This is a genomic window from Klebsiella sp. BDA134-6 (genome assembly GCF_015601345.1).
Taxonomy (GTDB): domain Bacteria; phylum Pseudomonadota; class Gammaproteobacteria; order Enterobacterales; family Enterobacteriaceae; genus Klebsiella; species Klebsiella grimontii.
The window spans coordinates 1,307,035-1,326,976 of record NZ_CP064784.1 but is presented as its reverse complement, the minus strand read 5'-3'; the positions used below and the strand labels follow the sequence as shown (position 1 = coordinate 1,326,976).

Genomic DNA, 19,942 nt, shown 5'->3' with positions numbered 1-19,942 from the left:
CGTATTATCCTTTGATAATAATTGCGTAGTAGTTTCCGCCTTCCGTAGCCCCTACTAGCAATATGTATTTAATTTTGATACTCAAAGGCTGATGCACAAAATTTATACGTTGATCATTAAACTCGCTGGTATAAGGTATAGCCGGAACTGCCTGCTTTTTAATGCAATCAAGAAGTATGACCAGGTTCAACAAGCCTGAGCACGAAGCCACGAAGCCAAAAAAGGCGTTGTAGTTAACTACCGGGACTGCTGGATTAACCTGACGAAATGATTCATGTATAGCATTCAACTCGATTGTTGAATTCTCGATGCTTCCATTGCTAGTACCACATACCAAATCGATATCTCTGGCATTGATTCCTGCATCATTAAGCGCGCGTTCGATGGCTAACGCCATTGCGCTGGATTTTTCATCAATTTGAGTAACATCAAAATAACTGTTATTGCATGATTTACCATACCCGACAACTTCCGCTAAAACTTCTGCACCACGTGCAACCGCATCCAACGGATCTTCGAGCATTAACATACACGCACCTTCACCAGGTACGTAACCCTTCACTTCTTTAGCATAGACCTGATAGTCACTGACTTCAGAAGCCTCGAGGATCTTCTGCGTCACAGCATCCATATATAGAGACATTGAAGGGAAATACTCATCAGCGCCCCCGACAATAACTTGCGGCTGAAGCTGCTGGCGAATGATTTCATAACCATATGTTAATGCACCAAGAGCCGCATTTTCACCGGTTGCAAGAGTAGTGGTGTAACCTTTTACCCCTTCAGAAATACCGCAAAAAGTTGCAATCGCATTCATCAATGAGCCAGGAAACTCCGACGTGCGTACCTTTCCAGGGTCTGGCTTAAGGCTCTGCAAATATTTATAAGTCGTCTCTTGTGGACCACGTGCCATGCCCATAATCAGACCGAGTTCTTCTCCATCACGCTTAATACGTCGCTTAGCCATATTTAGTGCTTCCGTAAGCGCAATTAGGGCAAAGGTGCCGCCGCGAGTAGCCTTACGCGAATCGAAACGGCGCAGGTGTTTACGCGGTTCAAGCCCTTTGACCTGGAAAGTTTTAAAGGTGGTTGGTTCATGCGAAACTTCATGGCGGGCGATGCCATAATTTTCCCCAAAAAGCTCCTCAAACTGTCTGCTCTTTATTAAAACATCCAACAAATCTTCAGCTTCATTTAATACATCTTGAGGGAAAATAATTTTCTCAAGCTCGACGGCACTGCTTTCAATTTCATTAATATTCGTAAGTATTTCATTGATACGATGCCCAATAGCGGATACAGCCCCTATGCCAGTTATCGCTACCCTTTTGGCCTCATATGAAGTAACCGGAACCGACCCTGGCCTGGTGCTAACGATCATGCAGCAGTTGTTACCACCGAATGCGTAGTTATTCTTCATAAAGATATTAATATCTTTTTTCAGGAACTCATTCGGGACATAATCCAGATCACAGTTAGGCCGTGCCTCAGTGAAATTAAGGGTGGGTAGAACCTGTTGGTCAGGCAAAGTTACCAGGCAAGCTATAAGTTCAACGATTCCGGCAGCGCCAATATTATGGCCAAAGTAGGATTTAGTAGAGCTGATCGGAATATTTTTAATGTCGCGAAATACTTTCTTCATCGCCAACGTTTCGATTTGATCGTTAGCTTCAGTACCGGTGCCGTGCGCATTTATATAATCAACCTGATCAGGTGTAATCCCCGCATTAGCCATGGCCTTTAGCATAACCTGTACTGCGCCGCTGGCTCGCGGATCGGGCCCTGTTTCGTGGTAAGCGTCGCAGGATGTGGCATAAGAAAGAATCTCGCCATAGATGGTAGCGCCGCGTGCAATGGCGTGTTCATACTCTTCTAGTACAATAGCCCCCGCACCCTCGCCAATTGACATACCGGATTGGCCGGAGAAAGGTGAACAGGATACGGGATGCATGACATTGAGTGCATAAAATCCAGCAAAGGTCGGTAAATAGATCGGTTCCGTCCCAACTGCCAGCATCGCTCTACTCTTACCATTCTGAATAAAATCGAATGCCATACCTACAGCATTAGGGCTCGCGGTACAGGCCGTTGCAACCAATTCGACCCCACCTTTCAGTCCTAACAATGTCGAAACGCTGGAGCAACAGGAAGAGAAGCCACCGGAGTACAACGCCTTACGTAAGGAAAAATCTTGAATTCGCTGCTCAAAAAATGGCAGGAAGGCTTCAGTACCTGCAGAGGAAACACCAACAATTAAGCCCATCTCATCAAGGCAACGATGGCTGTTTACCAGGCCGGCCTGTATCAAGGCGTCCCTACCAACCTTATATGCCCACAGCGCAGCATTATCGAGCGAAGCGATAATCTCCTCAGATAATTCAGAACAGTCGATATCATGTAGTACTTCGGCCGCCCGTGCGTTTTTAAACCATTCCGAAAAACGCACGCTATCTGTAATACCATTTTCCTTCTGTAACAGCGCTAGCCTGAAATCTTCAATGTTATCCGCAAGAGATGACAGAATGCCCATCCCGGTGATAACTACTCTTTTCCTGTTTGTTTTCATAATATCCGGAAAACCCTTGATTTAAACAACAAAAAAAATAACGACCGCTGGTTAGCTAGTTAACCTTAATACTATCTAAGCTTTATAAAACACTTTTTGCCTTTGATAGGTCAATATAACTATGCGTTGTTGGGTTAACCAGCAAACTAAAGTTATATATAAAAGGTAAGGTTTTGGTTTTTGCCGCAATATCACCATAAGCAGTTTTTATTGTATAACCGTCTATATCTGATAGTGCATAAGGATTATTAATAAACGCCAACGCTATCCAACTTTGCGCAGCAGGAGAATATACGGCATTAATCACAAGCCCAACAGTCTGTCCATTAACCAGGATTTTATCACCCTTGCTAAGCGACGCGCAATTAACGCACGGAACAATACCAACGACTTTACGAGCAGTAGTCTGGGCAGACATCAGCTCTGCAGCAGCTTTACCATTGAAATCTTCCTTGTCATACTGGATAGCCCACTGCAATTGTAATTCGACAGGGTTTGTTGAATATTCGGCATAAATGCTTTTATCCCAACCAGGGTTTTCTACACGAACTATACGCTGGTAATCTAAGCCGCCAGTTTTAAGTAAGTACTTAGTTCCAAGTTTTTGTAATTTAACCCATAGCTCCACAAGCAAAATTTGAGGGCCAATCACCTGATAGGCAAACTCCCCATGCTTACCGCAGCGAAAGACAATTAAGCCATCGTCAGTATTCATATATTCGCAATAAGGAAGACCGATGATATCATATCCATAGATCTCGGACATCAACTCCCAGGAATATGGGCCTTCAAGCATGATAGCACCCCAGTCATCTTCTTCCATGGATTTTATTTCCGGGATCTCCTGAATACCTAAATCATCATATTTTGCCGCTGCTATATTAAGGACTTCTATAATCCTGGCAACAGAAATATCTTCAGACAGGATATAATAACCATCCATTGTACATAGCACATACATATCACCAAGAATAGTCCCGTCGTCATTCAAGACGAGTGAATAAATGCCTTGTTCATCTCTTACAATTGAAATGTCAGCAGAGGCAATATGATTTACCAGGATCCATGCATCATCGCCTGTTACGCTAACAATTGCCATATGAGAATAGTCAACCAGCAAAGCATTTTCTCTCACCGCTTTATATTCATCTAAAATATCATGATAGGAAGAAGGTATGCTCCGGTTGTTATAATTTCCCATCACAGCATTACTTTTTAAATGTAAATCGAAAAGCGAGCTCATAAAACACCTTTATAAATTAACATTATTGATATCAGGAATGTTTTTTCTGAATAATAAATGACGCAAGGCTATTAATACTTCTCATATATGAAGGATCATCGCCCTCCTGTACTTGAATGTTAAAAGCTTTATCAAGCATGACGATAACCTCCGTCGCATCTACAGAGTCAAGCTTCAATCCATTGCCAAATAGTGGAGTATCGTCATCAATTTGATGCTCCTCACGTTGAATATTAAGCCGATGAATAAGCTCCGCTTTTATAGTCACAAGTATTGATTTTCTTTGGTCGATCTTCTCATTAATGTCAGTCATAATATTCCCTTACGATAAATTATAACACTTCCCGAAAATTGATAATGGTGCCCTGGCTAATAATTTTCTTTCCTACATTGGCAATTACCGAATAATGCTTAAAGCCATTATTATCAGAAAACGCGAGTTTACTTACTACTTCAATAGTATCCCCAGGATAAGCTGAGGCTTTAAACTTCAAATTTTGCGCAGCCAGTACTCCACGTACCTGCGCCCGACGCATATGTATAACTTCAAGTAGATCAGGTTGATCTATCCATGTATGGATATCACGCAGAGTTCGGAATTCTCTCCCAGTGCGTAGCTGATAAATATCGCAAATATCACATAAAAAAGATAAATATTCACTAGCCTGTCCAAATATCTCTGAAATAATAGCACCGGGCATGATAGGATCTTCAGGAAAATGGCCAAGAAGATACGGTTCATTATAGGTGACATGCTTTGTCACTTTAACATATCCATTCTCGCCATACTTAAAATCATCTATTCTATCCACCATTAGCAATGGCTGGCGCCACCCACCCATAGCCAGAAAGACTTTCGTCGGGATCTTAAATTTGGACATATATCACCGCATAACCATGCCACCATCGATGACGATGGTTTGTCCGACAATATAACTGGAAGCAGAAGAGCTCAAATAAACGATAGTATTTGCAACTTCTTCACATTTACCAAGGCGCTTAAGCGGAATTGAATTAGTGACTTCACGCACTACCGTACGAGACACTTTTTTAACCATTTTTGATTCAATCATTCCCGGCGCAACGGCATTTACTCGTACCCCCCGCGGCGCAAGCTCAGCAGCCAGCGTCCGTGTGAAACTTAAAATGGCACCTTTGGAGGCGCTATAATTAACCTGACCAATACTCGGAACAAGAGCAGCAATAGATGCAACGTTAATAATCGTAGGATTATTGGCCGAACGTAACAAAAGCAAGACCTCTTTAGTCAAGCGAAAGAGCCCCAGAAGATTCATATTAATAACAGAGCTAAAATCATCAAAACTCATAGCAGCAAAGAGGCTATCTTTCACTATTCCTGCATTGTTCACTAAGACATCCAGTTTCCCCTTATCTCTGGATAATTGTGCACATATGGCCGATACATCCTCCTGATTTGATAGATCTCCCTGCAGAAGATGCAGTTTTGTTCCTGCAGGATGATGTTTTTGAAGCTCAATTAGCTGTGCCTTATTTGTACAGTAAAGAGCATAAACGACGCATCCTTGCTCAAGAAACTTGCCGCAAATGGCGTGACCGATATCACCGCTGGCTCCAGTGACTAATACGGTTTTATCAACGAGATCATTATAATTATACATTTATATTGATTACCTTAATTAACAAAGAATGGTCACCGCGATTGCATGAGTACGGCAATGAGAAATACTTAAAGAGATATTAAGAACTCCTTGTTCATTGAGGATTTCCTTAAGTCTACCGGATATCAAAAATTCAGGCTTTCCATATTCATCATGCGTGACCTCAATATCATGAAAGCGGATTTTATTGCTAAACCCATAACCCACTGCTTTGACAATTGATTCTTTTGCCGCCCAGAATCCCGAAGCACGCTCATAATCGGGGTTGTGCGGATTAATTTTATTAATCTCAGCATGAGTAAACACTCGCTGTAAAAAGCATGAATTGCTATTCATTAAGGCTTTAGTAATTCTTTCCACTTCAACAATATCCGTGCCAACACGCATGATTTATCGCTACAATAGTTATAGTTGATAATTAAAGTTGAACTTAACCTTATACTTATCCACATTTAAATTTCCGGGGTAGACAAAAGGACTCGATAATGATAAATCGTACTCCAAACCATAAACAACTCCTTTTAAACCTGTTATTCCGCCCATTATTTTTTTACTCTCAATCTCTTGTACCGGGACCTTACCGATGATTTGGCCATAATCCAGACCAAAATAGGGAGTTATGTTTCTATAACCAGTAATAATATTGAGCGTATTCTGTATATAGAATCCTTTATTACCATAGATTCCTCCGCTATCATCAAAGCCACGAACACTCCATCGGTCGCCTATAGTAAGCTGATCCTGTAGAGTAAGATTATCCGGTGTATACTGTACACCGAGATTAAGTTCATAATAAGCGTTAACCGGTACTGAAGTGAGCCATTTTATATAATTCACATTCAGATTCATGATCTGACTCTGGCGACTCACATCTCCGTTACGCATATCTGGCGTTTCTGTACTTCCTAATGCTTTGATAAAACGTTGCCAGCTTAAACTAGAATCTAATACGGCCCCGGTAAAATTTTTCTTATAGTTTACTCCGAATTTCAAATTACTCATATCGCGCTTTTGTAAAACTAATTCCTCTCCCCCTAATGTATAATCATACTTGCGTCTGATGAGTTCTGCACTGGCGTAAAGCTTTGAGCTCGAATCACGATGCAGCATCCTTGTTCCCTTGAGACTAAAGTACTTGGTCTCACCAACATAGTCAAAATCATAGTAACCAATATCAATACTCTGTTTTGATTTACTTCTACTATAAAAAAGGCTTAATTCAGAGTATCCAAAAGGAATACTATAGTAGGAACTAACATTTTTATACCCACCTGTCTGACTACTCGTACCGGCCAAATAAAAAAGATCGCTAGATTTCGTTAGATTATAAAGATAACCAGTTGTCCCTAAGAGTTGGGTGCCAGTACTTTTGTCACCAAAGTTATTATATGTTGTTCTTAAATTCCATCTTTTAGTACGCTGAGGTTTGATTTCTACTTCACTGGTGCCATTGTTAACGCCAGGTATGATATTTATCTTTACATCAACCCAAGGCGTCCTCTGTATATTTTCTAAACCCTGCTCAATATCTCTGATATTCAGAATATCACCTTCTTTAAAGGGCAACCCCCATGTACTTATATCATTATCAGCTATGATAACCTTTGATATTTTCCCGGGAATAACTCTTAACTTTAGTTTTTTAGTTAAAAGATCCTGAGAAGGTATTTCGACTCGGGTTGTTATATACCCAGAATTAATAAAGTGATCTTGCAAAACCACAGCTGCTTTTTGTAACCCATTGACCCCCAAACACATACCGGCGACTCTTTTTTTTATTTTATGTATCCAGAGATCGTCAAGGAAATCATTTTCGAGAACAAGCTCATCAATATTATAGCAAGGCATCTCTGGTGGAAAGTCACTATCCACCGCTGTTTTCTCTACGGCTTGCGAAAAAACATCTTTTTTTTCAATCTTCCGCTCTTTGATTGATGTATTATCATTACTCTGCTGTTCTTTTATCATACGCCCTAACGGCATATCTGCAAATGTCTTTGAGCTGAAGATCATTAATATCAGAGCCGTACTGAAAATATATCGAATATCCATTTCGTATCCTAACAGATAAAAGCAGCAATCCCTTGCTGCCTTTACCTTATATTTAGCGTTCTATTTATTTACCAACTACAGTGCCAAATATATTTGTTATATTTGCATCTGTCTGAATCCCCTGAGCCCCTCCAAAGACGGCCCAAAAACCAGTATTAATAACTTTTTTGGCATTGATTACTGCTTTTCCTTCGGTATACATATTCAAATAATTGTAGATATTATTTGCGACATTCAAATTCAATTGCGATGTAGCAACCAGGTTACCCATATTAGAGATATTATTCGCATCGACCCTGGTAGTATACCCAGTGATATTACCATTTGCATTGTTAGTCAAATCAGTATTGGTAGTAATCGTCAATAGCTTACCAGAAACGATATCTTTATTGTTAGCAACAGTGTATCCACTAACGTTCAGATTACCATCAGCATTAATGGTATGAGAATTTCTTAAATAGCCGGTAGTTTTTACAGTCACATCCCTCTTCCCACTAATCCAGCCATTATTGAAATAATCACCATTAACATTTATGAAAATATCTCTATCCGAGGAAATAATACCAGTTGCAGTATTTTTAGCGATAGATCCATTACCGTCTAAAGACAGAGAGTCAACATTGATATTCATGTCGCCTGAACTGTAAATAGTTGAATAACTCGCAGCAACATGTTTGGCAGCGATGTTCATTTTGCCGGAATTAGCAACCACCTGCCCTTTGTTGTTTGTCAGGGTACCGGAAAGGTTAATATTTGCATCTCCCGACTGAGAGACAATACGCCCAGAGGTATTGTTGACGTTTTTTGCGCTAATATTCAGGTTGTTACCAGCTATTACGCCGCCTTCCTGGTTCATGAAACCTAAATATTGTCCTGCGTAAGGACCGAACATATTACTAGCGCTCACATTAATATCGCCCTCCGCCTTTAACGTCAAATTTTCATCGGAGACCATCATTGAATACTTGCTGTCCAGATATGAACCTGATTCAACGTTGATATTTTTGGCGAGAATCAATGAGCTGTCATTAATAATTTTGTTAGCTTTAACAGATACGTCACCCTCGGTAGAAGTTAACACAGCAAGACGGCTATCAAATTTGTCGCTAAGCTCGATATTAATACCTTTTACACCAGTGATACCTGTTTGGCTGGTCCGCAGTTCACGTCCTTCGATTGAGATATTCTGACTACTTTCCATTTTTCCCTGGTAGTTATCGATATCTCGAGCCGTCTTTAATTTAATATCACCTGCTGAGGTGATTGTTCCAGCATTATTAAAAATATAATCTGCAGTGATCTCTGTTGCGCGTCCAGAAATTATTCCTTTGGCTTCTACACCGGCCGGATCGAGTGATTTATTATTATTATTTTTAACGGCTTTAGTAGTTTTTATTTTTACATCGGCTACGCTGGACCGAATCAATCCAGTTATATTTTCAATGTTACCAGCACTATCAACCTCTACGTTTCCGTAGGAATCAATAACACCAGAGTTATTGTTCATAGAGCTATTCTTCAGACTGATATAATTGCCATGCATTTGGCCATTACTATTGCTGAGCTCTCCGCTCTCGATAAGTACAATGGCAGCTTCGATACCAGCATTTTTGCTTATCCCAGAATTGTTTAGTTTATTATTATTGGTATTAACCGCTAACATTCCTCCTGACGCTATCTTACCATTGGCATTATCCAGTGCACCGCTTAGAATGTTGATGTCTGATGCAGCTGAAATATTACCCCCGTTGGTATTATTGATGCTGTTTTTAGCAGTCTCAATTGTAATACTTCTACCACTGTTAATTTTACCGCTTATATTATCCAGAGCACCATTAGTATTTACAGCGATGTCGCCACTAGATTGGATCATAGCGCTGTTATTTATTAGCTTACCGTTGCTAGTGATATTAAGACCACTGGCACCGCCGGCTATAGTCCCTTCATTACGTACCCCAACGCCGCCTTCAGTGCTAATCAAATTAATACGGTTGGCATACATACCACCGAGTTTAGAGACATCCACGCCATAGGAAGCTGCTTTATCGATGGCCTCCACTGCGCCGGTGATAGAACCATCGACATCAATAACGTTATTGCCTGCGATGACTGATAGCTCATCAACCCTCAGACTACCATTCACTTTGACGCTACGGGCTAAAATTTCTGTAGGTGATTCGCTCTGGAAGTTACCAATGGCAATATTGCCGCCCTTCACGGTATAACCTGTTAATGCACCATCTTTTACATTTGGCTTACCGGTCGTCAGCGTCCCTTTTTCCGCATTGATAAAACCGCCCCCTTGGGTGGTAATCCCATTTGGGTTAGCAATAATCAGATGAGCTGAGTCGCCTGCCACTTCCATCATCCCGTTAATGGTACTTGCATTTTTTGAAGTTACTTCGTTCAAAATAACTTTCGCGGTTCCACCCGCGAGATTAGCATTACCCTCAATCTGCCCCGCCAGTGTCGTTTGCACGGCGCTGGCGGAGTTATTGAAAATAACCCCTTCTTTGCCCACGTTCAGTGATTCATAAACGTTATGTGAAAGACCTTTGCTATTTGCTTCTTTAGTATTCACAACAGGAACACCGTTTGCTAACGTGACGTTCCCATTAATAATTGAGATATCAGCATGGGCTATTACCGGCAAAAGCAGTAATATAGAAGCAGCAAGAGGATTTAATTTTAGCATTCTCTTTTTATTCGCGTAATGTTTCATATAAACCTTTTCAGATAGTATTGATAGAGCACGGCCTAATGGAATTACACAATGTGCAGCATTATCATTCACATTAGGCCATTTTTAGTACACTAATTTGCGTACCGATCCTTGAGTGTAAATCACATTCAATTCATCAACATCTTGTATAAAGTAGCCAATATGATTTATGAAATATATGAAGCATAAACTTTAATGTTTTTTAAGCAAAACGTATTGCGGATTATAATTTGAAATTACGAAATTCATCCTCTACAGAGGTTGTTACCCGTTTAAGCTTATACCTGTACTGCACCTTATCGTTAAGGCCGCTTATATTATCCTTATCGGCCACAGCGATTTCATACAACACTTTACTGACTTCGCTATACTTTCCCCGAATAGTTTTATAAATAAAAGTGAATTATCACCCATTATATTAACTTCCAGAATTTCATGACTAAGATCAAAAATGAATATTTCCTGAAAAATAATCCTCAGGGTTTTACCATCCTCGACTCTGTGATGACTCTTTTCTCCTGCAAATCAAAGGAATAACACCGTCTAAAAACACTCACCAACTCTTTGATTTTGTTGGGTTTAAATCTCAACCTCAGATAAAATCACCATTCACCCAGGTACTATTCGCTAGAAAACTCATTTCACAAGATTAATAGAGTGAGAAATCTTGTAAGCATCCAGATGTTAGTATTACTCTGCTGAAATCACTTTGCCCCCCTATACAATGTGTTGTTGAACATTAAATTATAATAATAAAAACCAGGAAAATAATAATCACGATGAATAAAAAAGCTTCATATTTCCCGATCGTACAAATTTTACATAGCGGAAAAATAGTGAGTATCCAATAATCCAACCGACTTTTTAATCGATAAAAACGCTAATAAGTAAATGAATAGGCTACTGAGGAGTTAGCATGGCAGAACATGAATTATAAATTTGAATGCAAGTTTAAAGACATAACCTTGCTGCCTATCGCCAGCATTATGCAACTGGCGTACTCTGTACCGCTTGCCAATCATACTCGATACGCGGGTTTGATACCTGAGAACAGGGCCCAGTTGAAGGCTGAGAGGGGACTGATTAATTGAAGTGAATATTATTGTGTAGTTGAACTCATTTATTTCACATTTAAAAGTCATGATTAAGAATGTGAGTGAAAATGAGCTGCGGCTTATCCGGTCTCATGAGCCGGATAAGCGCAAACTATCTGAACATGCTGACTAATCGCGGAAATTCTTGAACTGAAACGGCTGACCTAAATCACCGCCGCGCACCAGCGCCATAACCGCCTGCAGGTCGTCGCGAGACTTACCGGTGACGCGAATCTCTTCGCCCTGGATCTGCGCCTGTACTTTCAACTTGCTGTCTTTAATCAGCTTGACGATTTTTTTCTGCGTCGCGCTTTCAATGCCCTGCTTCAGCTTCGCATCGACAAACCAGGTTTTACCGCTGTGCACGAACTCATCCGGCACCTCAATAGAACTGCCTTCGATTCCGCGTTTCAGCAGCTTAGCGCGCAGAATATCCAGCAGTTGGTTAATCTGGAAATCAGACTCGCTGAGGACCTTGATGGTCTCGTTTTTTTCGTTCAGCTCAAAGCTCGCTTCGACGTTACGAAAATCAAAACGCGATTCAACTTCACGGGTCGCGTTCTCTACGGCGTTTCGAACTTCCTGAAGATCGACTTCAGAGACAATATCGAAAGATGGCATCTTTTCCTCTCCTTCCGTTTCTTTTGCGTTGCATAATACCCGCAACGCGACATAACTCAACTTGTTATCCCGAAAGGATAACTGATAACGCTATACTTTAGCCATGAGCACCTGATGCAGCACTCACAGGTGAGGAGGAATAATGAAAGTAACCGTACTCGGATGCGGTGCACTGGGACAGTTATGGCTAACTGCGCTGTTCAAACACGGACATGAAGTCCAGGGCTGGTTACGCGTCCCACAGCCATTCTGTAGTGTCAATGTGATTGAAACCGACGGCAGCGTGTTTAATGAATCTTTTACCGCTAACGATCCTGATTTTCTCGCCAGCAGCGACCTGCTGCTGGTCACCCTCAAAGCCTGGCAGGTCTCTAACGCGGTAAAAAACCTGAGCGCCATTCTGCCGTCGTCAGTACCTGTTCTGCTCATGCACAACGGTATGGGTACCGTTGACGAGCTTAAGACCCTCAAGCAGCCGCTGCTACTGGCTTCGACAACGCAGGCGGCCCGCCGCGACGGCAACGTGATCGTCCACGTCGCCAACGGCACCAGCCATATTGGCCCGGCGAAAGCCTATCCTGAGGATTATAGCTATCTCGCCGATGTACTGCAGGGCGTGCTGCCCGACGTCGCCTGGCATAACAATATCTACCCCGCGACCTGGAGCAAGCTGGCGGTAAACTGTGTCATTAACCCGCTGACGGCGTTAAAAAACTGTCAGAACGGCGATTTACGCGAATACCCGCAGGAGGTCGCCGCGATTTGTTATGAAGTTGCGGCGGTGATGGATCGCGAGGGGATGCATACCTCACCGGAAAACCTGCTATTCTATGTACATCAGGTTATTGAAAGTACGGCAGAAAATACCTCCTCTATGCTGCAGGATATTCTCGCCCAGCGCCATACGGAAATCGACTATATCACCGGTTATCTGTTAAAACGCGCCCGAGCCCACGGTATCGCCGTACCTGAGAATACCCGCCTGTTTGAACTGGTAAAGCGTAAGGAGAATGAATATGAGCGCGTCGGCACTGATTTGCCTCGCCCCTGGTAGCGAAGAGACCGAAGCGGTCACCACCATTGATTTACTCGTTCGCGGCGGGATAAAGGTCACCACCGCCAGCGTCGCCGGCGATGGCAGCCTGACTATCGTCTGCTCACGCGGCGTTAAGCTGCTGGCCGATGCGCCGCTGGTGGAAGTGGCCGACGGCGATTTCGATATCCTTGTTCTGCCCGGCGGCATTAAAGGCGCGGAGTACTTTCGCGACAGCCCGCTGCTGGTTGAAACAGTACGCCAGTTTCATCTTTCCGGGCGCATCGTAGCGGCTATTTGCGCCGCGGCGGCGACCGTGCTGGTACCGCATAACCTCTTCCCCATTGGCAATATGACCGGGTTTCCGGCCCTGAAAGAGCAAATCCCCGCCGAGCAGTGGCAGGATAAGCGCGTCGTTTGGGATGCTCGCGTTAAGCTGCTCACCAGTCAGGGGCCGGGAACCTCTATTGATTTCGCCCTCAAGATGATCGATCTGCTGGTTGGACGCGAAAAAGCGCATGAAGTCGCCTCCCAACTGGTGATGGCGGCCGGTATTTATAACTACTACGAATAAACGCAAAACGGCAACCCTGGGTTGCCGTTTTTGATGATTGCGCCTTGCTCCTGAGAAACTAGGGGCGATAAACCTTCACATTTTCAAAGCCCTGCTCGCGCAGATACAGCGCCTGCAGGCGGCTCATCACCCCGCGTTCGCACCACAGCAGCCAGGTTTTACTCTGGTCGAGATCGCCAAATTTGGTGCTCAGCTTATAGAAAGGAAGCGAAACGACGTCCACGCCCTCCACCTTCAGCGGCTTATCGTCCTGCTCGTCGATAGAACGGATATCGAGGATCACGTCGTTAGGGCCAAAACCGCTAACGGTTTCCACTTCCACCACGTCCTGCTCGGTCTGCTGAGCGATATCGCGGATATCAATATTGCTCGCTTCCGCCACCACTTTATCAAGAATGCTGAAATCGAAGTGCTCTTCTTCCGCCTCGATCTTCGCCTTCACCGCTTTCACGGTCGGGCTCTTCGAGATAACACCGCAGTATTCCGGCATGGTGCGGGCAAAATCTTCGGTGCCTATTTCACGCGCGAGGTCAATAATGTGCTCTTTATCGTGCGAAATCAGCGGACGCAGAATCAGCGTATCCGAGACGTTGTCGATCAGGCGCAGGTTGGTTAGCGTCTGGCTGGAGACCTGTCCCAGCGCTTCGCCGGTAACCAGCGCCTGCACGCCGTAGCGTTCGGCGACTTTTGACGCCGCGCGCACCATCATGCGCTTAAGCACCACGCCCATCTGACCGTCGTCGACTTTCTCCAGGATCTCGCCCACCACCGGCTCGAAGTTAATCGCCACGAAGCGCACGCGGTGCGAGCTGCCGAAGCGGTTCCACAGATAGTGCGCAACCTGACGCACGCCGATTTCATGGGCAGCGCCGCCGAGGTTAAAGAAGCAGTAATGCACGCGGCAGCCGCGGCGCATCAGCATATAGCTGGAGACGCCGGAGTCGAAACCGCCGGAAATCAGCGACAGCACGTCTTCCTGGGTGCCGATAGGGAAACCACCGATACCTTCGTAGCGCCCTTTCACCAGCAGCAGACGATCGTTTTCGATCTCGAGGTTAACCGTCACATCGGGGTCGGTCAGCTTTACGCGCGCCGTTTCAATATGCTGGTTCAAGCCGCCGCCGACGTAGCGCTCCACTTCGATTGAGGTAAACTCATGCTTACCGCGACGCTTAACGCGCACGCAGAATGTTTTACCTTCCAGCGCTTCACGCCACAGCGGCAGCGTCTGCTCGAAAATATCGTGCAGGGAAGTATAAGGAACGTCTTCGACTTCCAGAATATGGTGGATACCCGGGATACGGGTCAGGGCGTCACGAATGGCCGGACGCTGATTTTCATCCTTCGCCCGGACCTCGATATGATCCCAGTGACGAACGACGGCAAGCGTCTCATCGTAGTTTTTGAGAACGTTACGAATGTTCCCGGTTAAAATTTTAATGAAGCGCAATCGCACAGATTGGCTTTTGATGGTGATTTCCGGGAACAATTTAATGATAAACTTCATGGCGACACTATTCGTTGGCAAGCCCGACGGGGCTTTAAGCATAAAAAGTTGTACAGGCGCAACCGGCGTCTGCATCCAGGGCGCGGAGTATACCACTATTGGGCGCTTTTCACCTGGCATTGCGCGTTATTTGATTAACCGCGCGACTTCGTTACCATATTGATAGCCATCGAGACATTACAAGAGTCTATATTCACTATGCCAAAGAAAAATGAGGCCCCGGCCAGCTTCGAAACCGCCCTGGGCGAGCTGGAGCAAATAGTTAATCGTCTGGAAAGCGGCGCGCTGCCGTTAGAAGAAGCGCTCGGCGAATTTGAGCGCGGGATCCAGCTGGCGCGCCAGGGGCAGGCAAAGCTGCAGCAGGCCGAGCAGCGCGTACAAATTCTACTGGCGGATAGCGAAGACGCGCCGCTTACTCCTTTCACGCCGGACGCTGAATAAATGGACTTCCCGCAACAGCTACAGGCGTGCGTTGAGCAGGCTAACGAAGCGCTGCGCCGTTTTATCGCCCCGCAGCCTTTTCAGAACACTCCGCTGGTTGAAGCCATGCAGTATGGCGCATTATTAGGCGGCAAACGCCTGCGCCCGTTCCTGGTTTACGCCACCGGCGACATGTTTGGCGTCAGCCGCGCTACGCTGGACGCCCCTGCCGCCGCCGTTGAATGCATTCATGCCTATTCGCTGATGCACGACGACCTCCCGGCGATGGACGATGACGATTTACGCCGCGGCCAGCCGACCTGCCATATTAAATTCGGCGAAGCGAACGCAATTCTTGCCGGAGACGCTCTACAAACGCTGGCGTTTTCTATACTAAGCGATGCGCCCATGGCTGAAGTGCCGGATCGCGATCGCCTGGCGATGATTTCCGAACTGGCGCAGGCCAGCGGCATCGCTGGCATGTGCGGCGGTCAGGCGCTGGATCTGGAAGCGGAAGGCCATCAGGTTGACCTGGCGTCGCTGGAGCGTATTCATCGCCATAAAACCGGCGCATTAATTCGCGCCGCGGTACGAATGGGCGCGCTGAGCGCAGGTGAAGCCGGGCGTAAGGCGCTACCCGCTCTCGATCGATACGCCGAAAATATCGGTCTCGCCTTCCAGGTCCAGGATGACATTCTCGACGTGGTAGGGGATACTGCCACCCTTGGCAAACGTCAGGGAGCCGACCAGCAGCTGGGCAAAAGTACCTACCCCGCCCTTCTGGGACTTGAGCAAGCCCGGAAAAAGGCCCATGACCTGATTACCGATGCCCGCCGGTCGTTAACTGAGCTGGCTGCGCAATCTCTGGATACCACGGCACTGGAAGCGCTCGCGAATTACATAATTCAGCGTGATAAATAAACAATAAATGAGTCTCTGATGAGTTTTGATATTGCCAAATACCCGACCCTGGCGCTGGTGGATTCCACCCAGGAGTTGCGTTTGTTGCCGAAAGATAGCCTGCCGAAACTGTGCGACGAACTGCGGCGTTACCTGCTGGACAGCGTCAGCCGTTCCAGTGGGCACTTTGCCTCCGGCCTCGGCACGGTAGAACTGACCGTGGCGCTGCACTACGTCTATAACACCCCTTTCGATCGCCTAATCTGGGACGTCGGCCACCAGGCTTACCCGCATAAAATTCTGACCGGACGCCGCGATCGGATCGGCACCATCCGCCAGAAAGGCGGGCTGCACCCCTTCCCGTGGCGCGGAGAAAGCGAGTATGACGTCCTGAGCGTCGGCCACTCGTCTACTTCCATCTCCGCCGGCATCGGGATAGCCATCGCCGCTGCCAAAGAAGATAAGCAGCGCCGCGCGGTCTGCGTGATTGGCGATGGGGCGATAACCGCGGGAATGGCGTTTGAAGCAATGAACCACGCTGGCGATATTAAACCCGACCTGCTGGTGGTACTCAACGACAATGAAATGTCGATCTCCGAGAACGTTGGCGCGCTAAACAATCATCTGGCTCAGCTGCTTTCCGGCAAGCTCTACTCCACGCTGCGCGAAGGCGGTAAAAAGGTCTTCTCCGGCGTTCCGCCGATTAAAGAGCTGCTCAAACGCACCGAGGAACATATCAAAGGGATGGTCGTCCCGGGGACGCTGTTTGAAGAGCTGGGCTTTAACTATATTGGGCCGGTGGACGGTCATGACGTTATCGGTCTGGTTAATACACTGAAGAATATGCGCGACCTGAAAGGGCCGCAGTTCCTGCATATTATGACTAAAAAAGGCCGCGGCTATGAGCCCGCCGAAAAAGACCCGATCACCTTCCACGCGGTGCCGAAATTCGATCACACCAGCGGCGTGTTGCCGAAAAGCAGCGGCGGCCTGCCCTCTTACTCGAAAATCTTTGGCGACTGGCTGTGCGAAACCGCCGCGAAAGATGACAAGCTGATGGCCGTTACGCCAGCGATGCGCGAAGGCTCGGGGATGGTCGAGTTCTCAAAAAAATATCCCGACCAGTATTTCGACGTGGCTATTGCCGAGCAGCACGCGGTGACCTTTGCCGCCGGTCTGGCAATTGGCGGCTATAAGCCGGTGGTGGCGATTTACTCCACCTTCCTGCAGCGCGCCTATGACCAGGTGATTCACGATGTCGCCATCCAGAAGCTGCCGGTGCTGTTCGCTATCGACCGCGCGGGTATTGTCGGCGCAGATGGGCAAACTCACCAGGGCGCGTTTGATATCTCCTTCCTGCGCTGCATCCCGGATATGGTTATCATGACCCCGAGCGACGAGAACGAATGCCGCCAGATGCTGTATACCGGTTATCACTACAACGACGGCCCGAGCGCGGTGCGCTATCCGCGCGGCTCCGGTACCGGCGCGGCGTTTGAACCGCTGGCTTCGCTGCCTATCGGTAAAGGCGTGGTGAAACGCGAAGGCGAAAAAATCGCGATTCTGAACTTCGGCACGCTGCTGCCGCAGGCGGCAAAAGTCGCGGAAAAGCTTAACGCCACCCTGGTGGATATGCGCTTTGCCAAACCGCTGGATGAAGCGCTGGTGCTACAGCTGGCCGCAGAACACGAGGTACTGGTCACCCTGGAAGAGAACGCCATTATGGGTGGTGCCGGCAGCGGCGTAAACGAGCTGCTGATGTCGCGCCGCCGCGCGGTTCCAGTGCTGAATCTCGGCCTGCCTGATTTCTTCATCCCGCAGGGAACCCAGGAAGAAGCGCATGCCGACCTCGGCCTGGACGCCGCCGGCATCGAAGCCAAAATCCACGCCTGGCTGGCATAATTGCCGTCACCGCTCCTGCTATGCTTAAAGGATACCCTTTACCCGTAGCAGGAGCGCACTATGCACTACATCCCTCTTGGCGATACCGATCTCCGCGTTTCCCGACTCTGTCTCGGCTGCATGACCTTTGGCGAACCGGACCGCGGTAACCATGCATGGACCTTACCGGAAGAGAGTAGCCGTCCGCTGATAAAATACGCTCTCGAAGGCGGCATTAACTTCTTCGACACCTCTAATAATTACTCTGACGGCAGCAGCGAAGAGATCCTCGGGCGCGCGCTGCGCGAATACGCTCGACGCGATTCCGTTATCGTCGCCACCAAGGTTTACCATCAGGTGGGCGATCTGCCGCAGGGGCTGTCGCGCGCGCAGATCCTGCGTTCCATCGACGACAGCCTGCGTCGCCTCGGCATGGAGTATGTCGATCTGCTGCAGATCCATCGTTGGGATTACACCACGCCCATTGAAGAAACCCTCGAAGCGCTAAACGACGTCGTCAAGGCGGGTAAAGCCCGCTATATCGGCGCATCGTCGATGCATGCCCGCCAGTTTGCCCAAGCGCTGGCGTTGCAGACGCAGAATAACTGGGTCCGCTTCGTCACCATGCAGGATCACTACAATCTGATTTATCGTGAAGAAGAAAAAGAGATGCTGCCGCTGTGCAGTCGTGAAGGCGTCGCGGTGATGCCGTGGAGCCCACTGGCGCGTGGCCGCCTGACGCGTCCGTGGGGGGAAACTACCGCCCGTCTGGTATCAGATGAAGTCGGTAAATCGCTCTACAACGCCATGGATGAGAATGATGAACAGATTGCGACAAACCTGGCTGAAGTCGCGGAAGAACTTGATGCCAACCGCGCCCAGGTCGCGCTGGCCTGGCTATTGAGTAAACCGGGCGTTGCCGTGCCGATTATCGGCGCCTCAAGGCAGGAGCAGCTGGATGAGCTGCTGCATGCGGTCGATTTAACGCTGAAGCCGGAGCAGATTGAAAAGCTGGAGACGCCGTATAAACCGCACCCGATCGTCGGGTTCAAGTAACGCACGGTTCCCTACCTGATTCCCGGCTCGCGCTGCGCTTAGCCGGGCTACAGGTTCACCAGCATCTGCGGACGACGAGTTCACCACCGCCTCCGGGAAAGCCTGCCTGCTCGATTTCCCAGGGGCGGGCCGGATTTTATTTAGAAAAGACCGATCGGCCAGTGGTGGCCAATCACGTACAGCACCCCGGCGGAAATCACCCCGGCGACGATATCGTCGACCATGATCCCCATCCCGCCGTGAATATTGCGGTCGAACCAGCGGATAGGCCACGGCTTCCACATATCAAAGATGCGAAAAATCACAAAGCCGGCGGCGACCCACTGCCAGTCCATCGTCGGTAAAGCCATCAGGGTAATCCACATCCCAACGAACTCATCCCAGACGATGCTGCCGTGATCGTGGGTGCCCATATCTTTCGCCGTACGGTGGCAAATATAGACGCCAATGCAGATGCTCATCATCACCGCCAGCGAATAGAGCTGCCAGGGGAGTAACGTCAGCAGATACCAGAAGGGGATCGACGCCAGCGACCCCATTGTGCCGGGAACTACCGGGCTAAGGCCGCTGCCGAAGCCCGTTGCCAGCAGATGCCAGGGATTGCTCATCTTCAGGCGGCTTTTCGCCGCATCT

The 19,942-nt window shown here is 47.2% G+C and carries 17 protein-coding genes; 6 read left to right on the top strand and 11 right to left on the bottom strand.

The annotated features are described in order from the left end of the window. Positions 1-4: 4 nt before the first annotated feature. The 9 genes from IYV58_RS06095 to IYV58_RS06055 all read right to left on the bottom strand — a co-directional run bounded on the left by IYV58_RS06095 (position 5) and on the right by IYV58_RS06055 (position 11,938). A complete protein-coding gene (locus tag IYV58_RS06095) occupies positions 5-2,566 on the bottom strand; it encodes a beta-ketoacyl-[acyl-carrier-protein] synthase family protein (RefSeq protein ID WP_112165836.1) in 2,562 nt (853 codons plus the stop codon). An 82-nt stretch (positions 2,567-2,648) separates the two neighbouring features. Next, complete coding sequence (locus tag IYV58_RS06090) at positions 2,649-3,809, bottom strand: glycine cleavage T C-terminal barrel domain-containing protein (RefSeq protein WP_087828321.1); 1,161 nt, start codon at positions 3,807-3,809, stop codon at positions 2,649-2,651. Between the two features lie 31 nt (positions 3,810-3,840). Further along, entirely contained in the window at positions 3,841-4,122 is a 282-nt protein-coding gene (locus IYV58_RS06085) for an acyl carrier protein (protein ID WP_004129731.1), read from the bottom strand. 19 nt (positions 4,123-4,141) lie between these two features. Beyond that, complete coding sequence (locus tag IYV58_RS06080; RefSeq protein ID WP_032742060.1) at positions 4,142-4,690, bottom strand: hotdog family protein; 549 nt, start codon at positions 4,688-4,690, stop codon at positions 4,142-4,144. A 3-nt stretch (positions 4,691-4,693) separates the two neighbouring features. Then, a complete protein-coding gene (locus tag IYV58_RS06075; RefSeq protein ID WP_004129725.1) occupies positions 4,694-5,449 on the bottom strand; it encodes a 3-oxoacyl-ACP reductase family protein in 756 nt (251 codons plus the stop codon). Positions 5,450-5,467: 18 nt separating this feature from the next. Next, positions 5,468-5,836, bottom strand: coding sequence for a holo-ACP synthase (gene acpS, locus IYV58_RS06070; RefSeq protein WP_075208570.1), 369 nt, complete (start codon positions 5,834-5,836; stop codon positions 5,468-5,470). 18 nt (positions 5,837-5,854) lie between these two features. Then, positions 5,855-7,501, bottom strand: a complete 1,647-nt coding sequence (locus tag IYV58_RS06065; protein ID WP_195729482.1) for a ShlB/FhaC/HecB family hemolysin secretion/activation protein — start codon at positions 7,499-7,501, stop codon at positions 5,855-5,857. A gap of 64 nt (positions 7,502-7,565) precedes the next feature. Then, positions 7,566-10,223 (bottom strand): two-partner secretion domain-containing protein, encoded by a 2,658-nt coding sequence (locus tag IYV58_RS06060; protein WP_195729694.1) that lies wholly within the window; start codon positions 10,221-10,223, stop codon positions 7,566-7,568. A 1,223-nt stretch (positions 10,224-11,446) separates the two neighbouring features. Further along, positions 11,447-11,938: a YajQ family cyclic di-GMP-binding protein gene (locus tag IYV58_RS06055; RefSeq protein ID WP_004129715.1), complete on the bottom strand. Its 492-nt coding sequence runs from the start codon at positions 11,936-11,938 to the stop codon at positions 11,447-11,449. A gap of 142 nt (positions 11,939-12,080) precedes the next feature. On the opposite strand from IYV58_RS06055, the gene panE reads away from it, so the two are divergent. Together panE and yajL are read left to right on the top strand one after the other, a co-directional pair. Further along, positions 12,081-12,992: a 2-dehydropantoate 2-reductase gene (panE, locus tag IYV58_RS06050; RefSeq protein WP_004129706.1), complete on the top strand. Its 912-nt coding sequence runs from the start codon at positions 12,081-12,083 to the stop codon at positions 12,990-12,992. Next, positions 12,955-13,545 carry a protein deglycase YajL gene (yajL, locus tag IYV58_RS06045; protein WP_004129704.1) on the top strand — a complete coding sequence of 197 codons (591 nt, stop codon included), beginning with the start codon at positions 12,955-12,957 and terminating at the stop codon, positions 13,543-13,545. The genes panE and yajL overlap by 38 nt, the downstream gene beginning before the upstream one ends. Positions 13,546-13,603: 58 nt before the next feature. On the opposite strand, the gene thiI is transcribed toward yajL, so the two are convergent. After that, entirely contained in the window at positions 13,604-15,052 is a 1,449-nt protein-coding gene (thiI, locus tag IYV58_RS06040) for a tRNA uracil 4-sulfurtransferase ThiI (RefSeq protein WP_032742058.1), read from the bottom strand. Between the two features lie 198 nt (positions 15,053-15,250). On the opposite strand from thiI, the gene xseB reads away from it, so the two are divergent. The 4 genes from xseB to IYV58_RS06020 are packed head-to-tail and all read left to right on the top strand — an operon-like array spanning position 15,251 to position 19,309. After that, on the top strand, positions 15,251-15,493 hold the full coding sequence (gene xseB / locus IYV58_RS06035) for an exodeoxyribonuclease VII small subunit (protein WP_004129702.1): 243 nt from the start codon (positions 15,251-15,253) through the stop codon (positions 15,491-15,493). After that, on the top strand, positions 15,494-16,393 hold the full coding sequence (gene ispA, locus IYV58_RS06030) for a (2E,6E)-farnesyl diphosphate synthase (RefSeq protein ID WP_004129701.1): 900 nt from the start codon (positions 15,494-15,496) through the stop codon (positions 16,391-16,393). It abuts the gene before it with no gap. Between the two features lie 18 nt (positions 16,394-16,411). Beyond that, the gene (gene dxs / locus IYV58_RS06025) at positions 16,412-18,274 is read left to right on the top strand and encodes a 1-deoxy-D-xylulose-5-phosphate synthase (RefSeq protein WP_004129698.1); all 1,863 of its coding nucleotides are present in this window, start codon (positions 16,412-16,414) and stop codon (positions 18,272-18,274) included. Positions 18,275-18,334: 60 nt separating this feature from the next. Then, complete coding sequence (locus IYV58_RS06020; protein ID WP_195729481.1) at positions 18,335-19,309, top strand: aldo/keto reductase; 975 nt, start codon at positions 18,335-18,337, stop codon at positions 19,307-19,309. Positions 19,310-19,449: 140 nt separating this feature from the next. Here the strand turns inward: IYV58_RS06020 and pgpA are convergent, their stop codons facing one another. Beyond that, complete coding sequence (gene pgpA, locus IYV58_RS06015) at positions 19,450-19,917, bottom strand: phosphatidylglycerophosphatase A (protein ID WP_032721293.1); 468 nt, start codon at positions 19,915-19,917, stop codon at positions 19,450-19,452. Positions 19,918-19,942 lie beyond the last annotated feature (25 nt).